The organism is Micromonospora sp. U56, from assembly GCF_018070095.1.
Classification (GTDB): Bacteria; Actinomycetota; Actinomycetes; order Mycobacteriales; family Micromonosporaceae; genus Micromonospora; species Micromonospora purpureochromogenes.
This window is the reverse complement of record NZ_JAGPYL010000156.1, coordinates 1-13,073: the sequence shown is the minus strand read 5'-3', so window position 1 is coordinate 13,073 and position 13,073 is coordinate 1. Positions and strand designations below refer to the sequence as shown.

The window sequence follows — 13,073 nt, the reverse complement described above, 5'->3', positions numbered from 1 at the left end:
GTCCCGTCGCGGGGACGCCACGACATGCCGCCGACCGCCGGGACCGTCAGCGGGTCGGGGTGGGGGTGACGGGGACCGGGGCGCCCTGCGCCGGCTCCTTGACCACGTGGCGTTCCAGGTTGACCTGCGCCTGCCCGGTGCCGCCGACCGTGATGTCGTCGTAGGCCTGGAGCAGTTTCCGCTGGTCGAAGTAGAGCACGGTCATCGACAGCGGGGTCGGCTTCTCGCCCTCCAGACCGCGCAGCCCGGCCCCGCCGGTGGAGCCCTCCACCATCAACTGGGTGGACTGCTTGCCGAGCTGCTGCGGCAGCTTGGACACCTGCCGGGCGTGGGTGTGCCCGGCGAGCACCAGGGGGCAGGTGCCGGAGAGCGGGCCGGCCGAGGCCGGGTCGTGCACCAGCGCGATGTTCACCGGTCGGGGTGACCGCTGGACCGTGGCGGCGAGCTGCTCACCGGCCCCGATCACCTGTTCGGCGACCTGCTTGGTCAGGCCGCTGCCGGCCGGCGAGGTCTCCTTGTCGGGGGTGAACCGGGGGTCGCCGATCCCGGCGATGGTCAGCCCGGCGACGGTGGTGGTCGAGTTGTTGAGCACGATCGCGTTGGGCTGCCGGGCCACCGCCGCGGCGGTGCGCGAGGAGTCGTGGTTGCCCCGGATGTAGACGTACGGCTTCTTCAGCAGCCCGATCGAGCCCACGAAGGAGGCCTCCGGCTCGCTGCCCCAGTCGGTGATGTCGCCGGTGTCGATCACCACGTCGATGTCGAACTGCTCCACCACGGTGCGGATCAGCTGCCAGCCGGTCGGGTTGAGGTGCATGTCCGACACGTGCAGCACCCGGGTGGTGCCGGGCGCCGGCTCGTACACCGGCAGCGCCGAGACCGTGGTGTAGAGCTGGCTGACGTTGCCGACGATGCGCTGCAGTTGCTCGGCGTAGCGCGAGTAGTCGTTGGCGATGCGGCGGGCGTCGCCGACGATCGCCGGGGCGTTGACCAGCAGTCCTTCGTACCGTGGCTCCTCGATCGCCTGGGGGCGCAGGGTGCCCGCGGCGAGTCCCAGGCTCCCGGCGGTGACCGCCAGCGCGAGCCCGGTGGACCACGCGGTGCGGCGGACGTCCCGGAAGATCAGCCCGGCCAGCAGCAGCGTGGCCAGCACGGCCGACCCGGCGGTACGCAGCCCGAGCCGCATCACGCCGTCGCGGACGTCCTCGACCGCCGACAGGCTGGCCCGGTTGATGCTGGCGGGGTCGTCGATCAGCGCCTCGGTCTTGCGCTGGTCCAGCGCGCCCAGCCGGACGGTCAGGTGGGTCGGCCCGTCGTGGCTGTCGAGTTGGAGCGCGCCCAGCGGCGGGACGTCGACGGTGGTGCTGCCCTTGACCGCCGGGGCGAGGGTGAGGCTGGCCCGGAACGGGCCGATGTCGGTGTTCACCCGGCCGCCGGCCAGCACCCCGATCACGGCCCCGGCCAGCGCCACCGTCAGGACGGCGAGCACCACGCCCATCCGCCGGGCCCACCCCGACCGGCCTGACCGGCCTGACCGGCCGGCCCGGTCCCGCCCGGGCCGCCAGCGTCGCTCACGCCGGGCCGGGGGAGTGTCCTCGTCCCCGGGCCCGCGCTGCTCGTTCTCCCCACCGTCCATGCTGAGATTCTGACCTGCCCAATGATGGATCTTGGTAAACCCCGCGGAGGGCGGCGCGTTCCGCGCCGAAACTCCCGGTGTGTCGCGCCTCCCGGCGGCTGGTGACAGCCGTTCGGCCGGTGCTCAGCTACGCCCGGCACCACCGTCGGCGAAGACCAGCCGCAGCAGCCGGTCGTCCTCCGGCGCCGGCTCGCCCCGCCCGTCGTGGTTGGACGTGGAGACCCAGAGCGAGCCGTCCGGGGCGGCGGCCACCGCGCGCAGCCGACCGTACCGGCCGGTCAGCAGCTGGCGGGGCTGCCCGAGCACGGTGCCGGTGTCGGTCAGCTCGACCAGCCACAGCCGCTCGCCGCGCAGGCAGGCGGTGACCAGCAACCGGCCCGTCGCGGCCAGCCCCGAGCAGGACGCCTCCGTGGTGCGCCACTGCACGATCGGGTCGGCGTACCGCTTGTCGCCGGCCTGCCCCTCGACGGTGGGCCAGCCGTGGTTGGCGCCCTTGTCGATCCGGTTGACCTCGTCCCAGGTGTTCTGGCCGAACTCGGTGGCGTACATCCGCTTGCCGGCGTCCCAGGCCATGCCCTGCACGTTGCGGTGCCCCAGCGACCACACCGGCGAGCCGGGGAACGGGTTGCCGGGCGCCGGTCTGCCGTCCGCGGTGATCCGCAGGATCTTGCCGCCGAGGCTCTTCCGGTCCTGCGCGAAGTCCCGGTTGCCGGCGTCACCGGTGCTCACGTAGAGCTGCCCGTCCGGGCCGAAGGCCAGCCCGCCGCCGTCGTGGTTGCCGGCCTTCGGGATGCCGGTGAGGATCGGCGTCGGCGTGCCGCCGAGCTTCAGCCGGGCTACCCGGTTGTCCCGCTCGGTGGTGTAGTAGACGAAGACGGTCTCGTCCTTGCCGTACGCCGGGGAGACCGCGATGCCGAGCAGCCCAGCCTCGCCGCCGGCCGCCACGTCCGGCACGGTCTGCACCGGCGCGACCCGCAGCCCCTCCGGGCCGGATTCCGGGCCGACCTTGAGGATCCGCCCGCTGTCCCGCTCGGTGACCAGCGCGCCGCCGTCCGGCAGGAACGCGATCCCCCACGGCACCCGCAACCCCTTGGCCAGGACCGTGGCGACCACCTCCTGACCGGCGCCGCCGGCGCTCGCCGACGCGGACGGGGTGGGCAGGTTGGGGGGCTCGCCGGCCGGGTCCGGCTCCGGCGGGCCGAAGCTGCACCCGGAGGTGGCCAGCAGCAGCGCCGCGCAGGACGCCACCAGCGCCGCGCGACGGCGGCCGGTGCGGGGGTACGGGGGACGGGCGCTCACCCGGCCCAGCCTAGCCCGCGAATGTGGACTCTCCGGCCCACCGGCGACGGTCGAGGACCTCGCGACCCGCTCAGCGGACCCGGACGGCGAGCAGCGCGACGTCGTCCTCGCGCCGGTCCGAGGAGGTGAGCAGCAGGTCGCACAGCTCGGCGAGGGGGAGCGCGCCGGTGCCGGAGAGTCGGCTCAGCAGCTCGGCCAGCCCCTCGTCGATGGAGCGGTCCCGGCGCTCGATCAGGCCGTCGGTGTAGAGCAGCAGCGTGTCCCCCGCCGCCAGGGTGGTCTCCTGGCTGCTGCGGGGGATCGGCCGGGCGAAGCCGAGCAGCGGTTCGCGCCGACCGCCGAGGACCCGGACCACGCCCTCGGCGTCGACCAGCAGCGGCGGTGGATGCCCGGCGTTGCACCAGCTCACCGTCAGGCCCCCGGCCTCGTCGGGACGCAGCCGGGCCAGGGTGGCCGTGGCGGCGGCCGGGATGCGCAGCCCGGAGATGGCCCGGTCCAGCCGGGTCATCAGCTCGTCCACCGGGTCGGTCCGGCCGAAGGCGTTGCCGCGGACCAGGTTGCGCAGCTGGCCCATGGTCGCGGCGGCCTCGATGTCGTGGCCGGCGACGTCACCGATCGCCACGACCAGGTCGCCGTCGGGCTGGACGAAGGCGTCGTACCAGTCCCCGCCCACCTCGACCCGGTCCGCCACCGGCTGGTAGCGGGCCGCCAGCTCGACCCGGGGGCTCTCCGGCAGGACCGGCAGCATGCTGTGCTGGAGCACCTCGGCCACGTGCCGCTGCTCGTCGTACATCCAGCTGTTGCCGAGTGCCTGGCCGGCCCGCCGGCCGATCTCCAGGGCGATGTGCAGGTCGCTGTCGTCGAAGGGCCGCCGCCCCGGGGCGTTGATCAGCGTCACGCAGCCGACCACCGCACCGCGTCCGGGCGCCGGCACCGGCACCGACAGGTGCGACGCGAAGCCGAGCCGGTCGGCGAGCGACACCATCTCCGGGTCGGTGGTGGCCCGCCGGACGTCGTCCAGGGTGGCCGCGCTGCCCAGCACGGGCTGGCCGGTGCGCAGCACCGTACGGGTGATCGATTCCGGGCCGAGACCGGTCGTCATCAGCTCGGCGAAGCGGTCGACCTGGGCGGCCCGCCCCGGGTCCCGGTGCAGGGCGGTGACCCGGCGCGGCGCACCCGCCCGGTCGACCAGCGTCACCAGCGCCCAGTCGGCCAGCAGCGGCACCACCGCCGCGGTCAGCCGGTCCACCGCGGTGGCCACGTCGAGGGTGCCCGTCAGGGTCTCGCTCAGCGCGGAGAGCAGCTTGAGCCGCTCGTGCGCCTCCTCGACCCGCCGCCGGGCCTCCTCCGCGCCGTCGAGCGCGATCCGCAGCTGCAGCTCCGACGAACACGCGGCGGCGAGATCGGCCAGGGTACGCAGCTGGTCGGCGGTCCAGGCGCGGGGCTTGCTGTCGATGGCGCAGAGCGAGCCGAGCACCCGGCCGTCCAGGTCGGTCAGCGGCATCCCCGCGTACGCGACCACGCCCAGCTCCGCGATGGCCAGGTTGTTCCACACCCGGGGGTAGAGCCGGGCGTCGGGCAGCACCATCGGGATCTCGATGTCCACCACGTGCTGGCAGAACGAGTGGCTCAGCGGGGTCTGCCGACGGCCGGCCCACGGCTCCGGCAGGCCGACCGCGCCCGGGAAGAACTGCCGTTCGCCGGTGACCAGCGACACCAGCGCGACCGGCACCTCCAGCAGGTCGCTCACCAGCCGGGCGAAGCGGTCGAACGCCTCGTCGGGTTCGGCGTCCAGGCCTGTCTCGGCGAGCGCGCGCAGCCGCGCCGGGTCCCTCAGCGCGGGGATGTCCACCGCGGGCAGCGGACCGCGACGGTGCGGGGAGCGCTCGGTCATCGGCCACCTGTCTGCGGACGTGCGGGGCACCCGGTTGCGCTCCGACCCTCGGTTATACCCGGCAGGCGGCGGTGCCGCCCACGGGTGGTGACGCCCGCCGCCCGCCCCCGATGAGCCGGTCCGCCGGACCGGGTCGGGTCGCGGTCGCTATCGTCGGCGGACGTGAAGGTATGGATTCCGCACGAGGCCGGGGTCGGGTTGCTCGGCGAGGCGCCCGCGGGCGTCACCGTCCAGGCGTGGACGGACCCGGGACGCCCGCCGTCGGACCCGGCCGGAGTCCAGTTCTGGGTGCCGCCGTTCCTGGCCGCCGGGGACACCGCCGCGATGCTGGCGCGGCTGCCGGACCTGGCGGTGGTCCAGCTTCTCTCCGCCGGGGCGGACGCCTGGGTCGGCCAGGTGCCGGACGGGGTGACCCTCTGCGACGCGCGGGGCGTGCACGACGCCGGCACCGCCGAGTGGGTGCTCACCGCGATCCTGGCCCAGCTGCGCGGGTTCCCCGCGATGGCCCGGGCCCAGGCCCGCCGGGAGTGGGCGTACGGCGAGGTCGCGCCGACCGACGAGCTGACCGGCAAGCGGGTGCTGATCGTCGGCGCCGGCTCGATCGGCGCGGCGGTGCACGCCCGGCTGGCCCCGTTCGACGTCACCGTCACGCTGGTCGCCCGCACCGCCCGCCCGGCCGACGGCGTGCACGGGGTGGACGAGCTGCCCCGGCTGCTGCCGGAGGCGGAGGTGGTGGTGCTGCTGGTGCCGCTGACCGAGCAGACCAGGGGCATGGTGGACGCGGCCTTCCTCGCCGCGATGCCGGACGGCGCGTTGCTGGTGAACGCGGCCCGGGGCCCGGTGGCCCGGACGGAGGCGCTGGTGGGGGAGCTGTCCAGCGGCCGGCTCCGGGCCGCGCTGGACGTCACCGATCCCGAGCCGCTGCCCGCCGACCATCCGCTGTGGGAGCTGCCCAACGTGCTGCTCACCCCGCACGTCGCCGGCTCGGTACGCGGCCTGCTGCCGCGGGCGTACCGGCTGGTGGGTGCGCAGCTGCGGCGGTTCGCCGCGGGGGAGCCGCTGGTCAACACGGTGACCGACGGCTACTGAGCGGGTTCAGCGCTCGCCGGGCAGGTGCTGCCCGGTGGCGGAGACCAGCCGGGGCAGGTCCGTGCCGCGCACTGCGGGCAGCATGACCTCCTGCCCGTCGTCGAGGCGGGCGACGGCCCGGCCCCGGGAGTCGGCGGTCAGCTCGACGACCCGGTCCCAGGCGATCCGGCGGCTGCCGGCCACGGCCCGCAGCCGCAGCTCCCGCCGGTCGGCGTCGGTGCCCGCCCGCCACGCCCAGACCGCGACGGCCAGCGGGATCAGCAGCACCGGCAGCAGGTACCACTCGGCGGTGGCCAGCGGCAGGGCGCCGATGAAGGCGACGATCGCCGCGACCAGGATGGCCTGGTTGTACCGGAAGCGGATGGTGTCGGCGCTACTCACCCTCCGATGATCCCACCCCGGCACGGCCCCGCTCCGCCCGGGCGGTGGACGGTGACCGGCTTCATTCGGCAGTGACATGAGTCACTGCGTGCGGCCGTAACCGACGCTCGGATCCGTCGTTGCCGGGGTGGTGGGTGGTGTCGGATATCTGTCCGGTGTCCCGTCCCGCCCGCATCGCCGCACCGCCCCGTGTCCCCCTCACGAAGGCGACCGTCGTGCCTCACGCGTACCTGGTCCACCGCCCCGCACCCGCGGTGGCGGCCCTGCTGGCGGCGACCGCACTGCTGGCCACCGCCGCCCTGGCCGGCGTGCTGCCACCGCTGGCCGCCACGACGCTGGCCGGCGCGGCCGGCTGCGCCCTGGCCGGTGTCCGACTCTCCCGGGAGGCCGCCGCCGGTGGCGGCCGGGACCGGCGGACGCCGCGTCGCCGGCGGGCCGCCGCGCTGCTCGACGCCGCCGTGCTGGTGGTCGGCCTGACCGTCGCCGTTCTGCCGCTGGCCGCCGGGGAGCAGCGCGCGAGCGTCGCGGCCCACGGGCTGGCCGCCGCGACCCTGCTGTACGGCGGCGGCCTGCTCCTGCTCCCCGGCCACTCCCGGCTGGCGCCCCGGGTCCGGCTGCGCCGGACCGTCGACGTGCTCGGGCTCGGCACCGCCCTGCTGTTCGCCGGTTGGGTGCTGTTGCCGCCGGGCGACGTCCCCCCGCTGGCCCGCGCCGTCACGGTGCTCGGTGCGGGCGGGCTCGCCGTGCTGCTGGTGAGCGCGCTGGCCGAGCGGCGCCGTCGGCCGGGTGCGGCGCTCTGTCGGGCCGGGGCGGCGACCGCCCTGCTCGGCCTGGCCGACCTGGTGGTGCTGCTGGCCTACCGGGCGCCGGCGGTGGCGACGCTGACCGCGGTCGCGCCGCTGCTGGCGGGTGCCCTGTTCACCGCCGCCGGGATGGCGCGGGTGTCGGCCGGGGATCCGGCCCTGGGGACCGGTCCGCCGCCGGCCTGGCCCCGGGTGACCGCGCCGGCCGCGGTGGCCACCCTCGCCGCCGGGTACCACCTCTGGGCGGTCGGCAGCTTCACGCCGACCGCCGTCCTGCTCGGGCTCGCGGTGATCCCGCCGCTGGTCGGGCGGGAGCTGATCACCGCCGCCGACAACCGGCACTGGGCCAGCCGGCTGGCCGCCCGGGAGGCGCACTTCCGGGCGCTGGTCTCCGGTGGCCGCGACCTGATCCTGCTGCTCGACGACGAGCTGCGGGTGCGCTGGCTCTCAGCGGCCGGCGCCCGGTGGTTCGGGCTGCGCGACGACGAGGTGCGCGGCCGGCGGCTGGTCGAGCTGCTGCACCCCGACGACGCGCCGGGCGCGCTCGGCCGGCTCGCCGCGCCCCGGGGTGGCCAGGAGCCGCTGCTGCTGGTGGCCCGGATGGCCACCGGCGACGGTGGCTGGCGGGAGACCGAGTCGACCGTGAGCGACCTGCGTGGGGTGCCCGAGGTCGACGCGGTGGTGCTGCACGTGCGCGACATCGGCGAGCGGCGTCGGTTGGAACGCGAACTGCACCGGCTGGCCGCCAGCGACCAGCTCACCGGCCTGGCCAACCGGCGCGAGCTGATGCGGGCGCTCGGTGCGCGGGGCGACGGCTCGGGCGCGCTGCTGCTGCTGGAGGTGCACGGCCTCGGCGCGGTGACCGACGGAGCGGGGCCGTCGGCGGCGGCCGGCCTGCTGCTCACGGCCGCCCGCCGGCTGCGCGACGTGGTCGGCCCGCACGACCTGGTCGCCCGGGTGGCCGGCGAGGAGTTCGCCGTGCTCACCGACGCCGGTCCGGTGCCGGCGTACGCGCTGGGCGGTCGGCTGGTGGCCGCGCTCGCCGAGCCCTGCCCGACGCCCGGATCGATGGTGCGGCTGCGGGTGAGCGTCGGCCTGGCGGAGCTGGCCGGGACCGAGCCGGAGGACGCGCTGCGGCAGGCGGACCTGGCCCGGCGGCGCGCCGTCCAGCTCGGCCGGAACCGGGTCGAGTGGTACGACGCCTACCTGGAGGAGCAGCTGGTCCGCCGGCTGGACCTGGAGCGGGAGCTGCCCGGCGCGGCCACCCGGGGTGAGCTGGACCTGGTCTACCAGCCGGTGGTGGGGCTGGCCGACCGACAGCCGGTCGGTACCGAGGCGTTGCTGCGCTGGCGCAGCCCGGTGCTGGGCACCGTGCTGCCGGCCGAGTTGCTGCCGGTGGCCGAGGACCTCGACCTCGTCGGCGAGCTGGGACGCTGGGTGCTGGACCGGGCCTGCCGGCAGCTCGCCAGCTGGTCGACGGGGGGCCGGGAGCTCTGGATGGCGGTCAACGTGACCACCCGGGAGTTGCTGGCCCCGGACTTCCTGCCCGGGGTGGCCGCCACGCTGGCCGGGCACGGGGTGCCGGCGCACCGGCTGGTGGTCGAGGTGGCGGAGCCCCGGATCGGCCGGGACCTGCCGACCGTGGTGGCCCGGCTGGCCGGCCTGCGGTCGCTGGGGGTGCGCACCGCGTTGGACGACTTCCGCGCCGAGCACGCCTCCCTGGCCCAGCTGCGCCGGCTGCCGATCGACCTGCTCAAGGTCCGGCCGCAGCTGGTGGGGTCGGCGCACGACCCGCAGCGACCGCTGATCGACGTGGTGGTCAGCCTCGGCGAGCGGCTCGGGCTCTCGGTGGTGGTGGAGGAGCTGGAGTCCGACGCCGACGTCGACCGGGCACAGCGGGCCGGCTGCCCGTACGGGCAGGGGTTCGCGCTGGCCCGGCCGGCCACGGCGGAGCGGGTGGAGGCGTACTTCGAGGAGTTCCCGTCCGCCTCCCGCTGACCGCCCTGTCAGCAAATGCTGAACCGGTTCACCTGATCCGGGGCGGTGCGGTGCTGCCGCGCGGGGTCAGGTGGGCGGTCTCGTCCTGCAGGCCGCTCACCGGCTCGCCGGCGATGACCGCCAGCAGTTGCCGCGCGGCGTGCGCGCCGTACGCCGGGATGTCCCGGCCGAGCGCGGTCAGCGGCGGGTGCACCAGCTGGCAGAGCGGCGAGTCGTCCCAGGCCACGATCGAGAGGTCGCCGGGGACGGCCAGCCCCATCTCCTGCGCCACCGAGAGCCCGGCGATCGCCATGACGTCGTTGTCGTAGATCACCGCCGTGGGGCGGTTGGCGGAGCTGAGCAGGCGGCGGGTGGCGCGGGCGCCCTCCTCGCCGGTGTAGTCGGACCAGACGGTGACGGCGTCGGCCAGCCCGAGCCGCCGGCACACCTCGGCGAAGGCGTCGGTACGGATCTCGGTGTGCAGCAGCGAGGGCAGGCCGCCCACCCGGGCGATCCGCCGGTGCCCGAGGGCGACCAGGTATTCGACCGTCTCCACCAGCGCCGCCGCGTCGTCCGACCAGACGCTGGCCAGGCTGCCGGTGTGGCCGGGTCCGCCGATCACCACGGCCGGCAGTTGCAGCTCCTCCAGGGCCGGCACCCGCCGGTCGTCGGTGCGCAGGTCGCAGACGAAGACGCCGTCGACGCGCCGCTCCGCCCACCAGCGGCGGTAGACCGCGATCTCCGCCTCCTGCTCGGCCACCACCTGGAGGGTGAGCGCGTACGACCGGGCGGAGAGTTCGGCCTCGACGCCGCTGATCAGCTCCATGAAGAACGGCTCGATGCCCAGTATCCGGGCGGGCCGGCACAGGGCCAGGCCGACCGCGTTGGCGGTGGCGCCGGAGAGCGCGCGGGCGGCGCTGCTCGGGCTGAACCCGATCTCGGTGGCGATGGCCAGGATCCGTTGACGGGTGGCCTCCGAGACGCCCGGCTGCCCGTTGAGCGCGTACGACACCGCGCCCTTGGACACCCCGGCACGTCGCGCGACGTCGGCGATGGTCGGCCGCTTCACCGGCGTGCTCCTCAATCCTCGCGGCCCCCGGGCCGGTCCCACGGCGCCGGGATCACCGGCGGCCCTCACGCTACCCCGACCCGGTCGGGCGAACGCCCCGCCGGATCGGCGGACAGCCGACCTGCGGAACGATCACTTGCGCGGTTAAGCGTACGACCTGACCCGCCCGCCCCCGCCACCCCCTTGGTCGGGTCAAGTTGCGTGAGAGAGCGCTTCAAGACGCATGGTCGCGCTCCCAAGGGCGCACTTCGGTTACCGGGACGGGCGCCCCGTTAACCGGGCCGTTGACAGTGCTGAATCCGGCCCGTACGGTGGCCTCACTTATTCGGTTCAGTCAACGTCTCTCGATGCCGGGAGCGTCATCGGCGGCCGGCAGATCGTCCGCGGGATCATGGAAGGCGCGGTGAAGTCGTGACCCGGCAGACGTTGCACGAGGGCTGGACGCTGCGGGCCGTACCGGGGCCGCAGGTGCCGGACGGGATCGCCGGCCGGGCGGTGCCGGCCACCGTGCCCGGCTGCGTGCACACCGACCTGCTGGCGGCCGGGCTGATTCCCGATCCGTTCGTCGACGACAACGAGACGACGCTGGCCTGGATCGGGCGCACCGACTGGGTCTACGAGACCACCTTCGACCGGCGGCCCGGCGACGACGAGCAGGTCGACCTGGTCTGCGCCGGCCTCGACACGGTCGCCACGATCACCCTCAACGGGGTCGAGGTCGGCCGCACCGAGAACATGCACCGCGGCCACCGGTTCGACGTCGGCGCGCTGCTGCGCCCGGGGGCGAACACGCTGACCGTCCGGTTCGACTCGGCGTACCGCTACGCAGAAGGGCATCGGGACGCCCTCGGCGACCGGCCGAACGCCTACCCGGAGCCGTTCCAGTTCATCCGCAAGATGGCCTGCAACTTCGGCTGGGACTGGGGACCGACCCTGGTCACCGCCGGCATCTGGCAGGAGATCGGCCTGCACGCCTGGTCCACCGCCCGGCTCGCCACCGTCCGGCCGCTGGTCACCGTCGTCGGCGGGGTGGGACGGGTCGAACTGCACGTCGAGGTGGAGCGGGTCGCGGTCACCCCGTTGACCGTCCGGGCCGCCGTCGCCGGCGCGGCCGTCGAGGCCGTCGTTCCGGCGGGGCAGCGCACGGCGGTGGCGACCCTCACCGTCCGCGACCCCGAGCTGTGGTGGCCCCGGGGGTACGGCGAGCAGGCGCTGCACCGGCTCGACGTCACGCTCTGCGCGCCGGACGGCCGGACCGTGGACGCCTGGTCCCGCCGGATCGGCTTCCGGTCGGTACGCCTCGACACCACCCCGGACGCGCACGGCACCCCCTTCGCCCTGCACGTCAACGACACCCCGGTCTTCGTCCGCGGGATCAACTGGATCCCCGACGACCCGTTCCCCAGCCGGATCACCCGGGACCGGCTGGCGCACCGGCTCGACCAGGCCGCCGGAGCCGGGGTGAACCTGCTGCGGGTCTGGGGCGGTGGCCGGTACGAGTCGGAGGACTTCTACGACCTCGCCGACGAGCTGGGGATCCTCGTGCAGCAGGACTTCCTCTTCGCCTGCGCGGCGTACCCGGAGGAGGAGCCGTTCGGCACCGAGGTGGCCGCCGAGGCCACCGAACAGGTCACCCGGTTGGCCACCCACCCGTCGCTGGTGCTCTGGACGGGCAACAACGAGAACATCTGGGGCTGGTACGACTGGGACTGGCAGGAGCCGCTGGCCGGGCGCACCTGGGGTCGGGGCTACTACCTCGACCTGCTGCCCCGGATCGTCGGCGAGCTGGACCCGACCCGGCCGTACTGGCCGGGCAGCCCGTGGTCGGGCAGCGAGGAGATCCACCCCAACGACCCGGCGCACGGCACCATGCACATCTGGGACGTCTGGAACACCGACGACTACACGAAGTACCGCGAGTACGTGCCCCGCTTCGTCGCCGAGTTCGGCTACCAGGCACCCGCGGCGTACGCGACGCTGCGCCGGGCGCTGACCGACGAGCCCCTGGCGCCCGACTCGCCGGGCATGGCGCACCACCAGAAGGCCACCGACGGCGACGCCAAGCTCCAGCGTGGACTCGATGCCCACCTGCCCGAGCCGGACGACTTCGACGACTGGCACTTCCTCACCCAGCTCAACCAGGCGCGGGCCATCCAGCTCGGGGTGGAGCACTTCCGTTCGCACCGGGAGGTCTGCGCCGGCACCATCGTCTGGCAGCTCAACGACTGCTGGCCGGTGACCTCGTGGTCGGCGATCGACGGCGACGGCCGCCGCAAGCCGCTCTGGTACGCGCTACGCCGGGCGTACGCGGACCGGCTGCTCACCGTCCAGCCCCGCGACGGCGGGCTGGCCCTGGTGGCGGTGAACGAGACCGGCGAGCCGTGGCCGGCCCCGGCGACGGTCACCCGGCTGACCCTGGCCGGTGAGCCGAGGGCGAAGACGGCGTACCCGCTGGACGTCCCGGCGTACTCGGCGGTGGTGCTGGCGCTCCCGGCGGACCTGGCCGAGCCGGAGGATGCCCGCCGGGAGCTGCTGGTCGCCGAGGCCGGCGACACTGCCGAGCGGGCCCTCTGGTTCTTCGCCGAGGACCGGGAGGTCGACTGGCCGGCGGCCCGCTTCGACGCGACGGTCGCGCCGGGCGACGACGGCCAGCGGGTCCGGGTGACCGCCCGGACGGTGCTGCGCGACCTGACCCTCTTCCCGGACCGGCTCGACCCGTCCGCCGAGGTCGACCGGGCGCTGGTCACCCTGCTGCCGGGGGAGTCGACGACCTTCACCGTGTCGGCCGAGCGGCCACTGGACCCGGTGGCGCTGACCGCCCGGCCCGTGCTGCGCTGCGTGAACGACATCGTCGGGCGAGCAGAACCGCCCCGACCGCCTGGGGAAGGCGTGCGGGCATGAGGGGCGTGGGTGGCCGGCCGGGGTGAC

General features: G+C 75.2%; 8 protein-coding genes. 3 read left to right on the top strand and 5 right to left on the bottom strand.

Annotation, left to right across the window (positions count from 1 at the left end):
• Positions 1–46: 46 nt before the first annotated feature.
• The 3 genes from KBX37_RS30795 to KBX37_RS30785 all read right to left on the bottom strand — a co-directional run bounded on the left by KBX37_RS30795 (position 47) and on the right by KBX37_RS30785 (position 4,826).
• The gene (locus tag KBX37_RS30795; RefSeq protein ID WP_210779376.1) at positions 47–1,633 is read right to left on the bottom strand and encodes a metallophosphoesterase; all 1,587 of its coding nucleotides are present in this window, start codon (positions 1,631–1,633) and stop codon (positions 47–49) included.
• A gap of 123 nt (positions 1,634–1,756) precedes the next feature.
• Positions 1,757–2,932, bottom strand: coding sequence for a sorbosone dehydrogenase family protein (locus KBX37_RS30790; protein WP_210779375.1), 1,176 nt, complete (start codon positions 2,930–2,932; stop codon positions 1,757–1,759).
• 70 nt (positions 2,933–3,002) lie between these two features.
• Complete coding sequence (locus tag KBX37_RS30785) at positions 3,003–4,826, bottom strand: SpoIIE family protein phosphatase (RefSeq protein WP_210779374.1); 1,824 nt, start codon at positions 4,824–4,826, stop codon at positions 3,003–3,005.
• A 162-nt stretch (positions 4,827–4,988) separates the two neighbouring features.
• Here KBX37_RS30785 and KBX37_RS30780 point away from each other — a divergent pair, with 162 nt between their 5' ends.
• Complete coding sequence (locus KBX37_RS30780) at positions 4,989–5,915, top strand: 2-hydroxyacid dehydrogenase (protein WP_210779373.1); 927 nt, start codon at positions 4,989–4,991, stop codon at positions 5,913–5,915.
• Between the two features lie 6 nt (positions 5,916–5,921).
• Here the strand turns inward: KBX37_RS30780 and KBX37_RS30775 are convergent, their stop codons facing one another.
• A complete protein-coding gene (locus KBX37_RS30775; RefSeq protein WP_210779372.1) occupies positions 5,922–6,296 on the bottom strand; it encodes a PH domain-containing protein in 375 nt (124 codons plus the stop codon).
• Positions 6,297–6,511: 215 nt separating this feature from the next.
• Between KBX37_RS30775 and KBX37_RS30770 the strand changes: the two genes are divergently transcribed.
• Complete coding sequence (locus KBX37_RS30770; protein ID WP_307849280.1) at positions 6,512–9,097, top strand: sensor domain-containing phosphodiesterase; 2,586 nt, start codon at positions 6,512–6,514, stop codon at positions 9,095–9,097.
• A 28-nt stretch (positions 9,098–9,125) separates the two neighbouring features.
• Here the strand turns inward: KBX37_RS30770 and KBX37_RS30765 are convergent, their stop codons facing one another.
• Entirely contained in the window at positions 9,126–10,145 is a 1,020-nt protein-coding gene (locus tag KBX37_RS30765) for a LacI family DNA-binding transcriptional regulator (protein ID WP_210779370.1), read from the bottom strand.
• A gap of 411 nt (positions 10,146–10,556) precedes the next feature.
• Here KBX37_RS30765 and KBX37_RS30760 point away from each other — a divergent pair, with 411 nt between their 5' ends.
• A complete protein-coding gene (locus KBX37_RS30760; RefSeq protein ID WP_210779369.1) occupies positions 10,557–13,046 on the top strand; it encodes a glycoside hydrolase family 2 protein in 2,490 nt (829 codons plus the stop codon).
• Positions 13,047–13,073 lie beyond the last annotated feature (27 nt).

Coding starts and splice junctions, on each gene's coding strand:
- KBX37_RS30795 (WP_210779376.1), bottom strand. CDS start 1,633: ATGGACGGTGGGGAGAACGAGCAGCGCGGGCCCGGGGACGAGGACACT.
- KBX37_RS30785 (WP_210779374.1), bottom strand. CDS start 4,826: ATGACCGAGCGCTCCCCGCACCGTCGCGGTCCGCTGCCCGCGGTGGAC.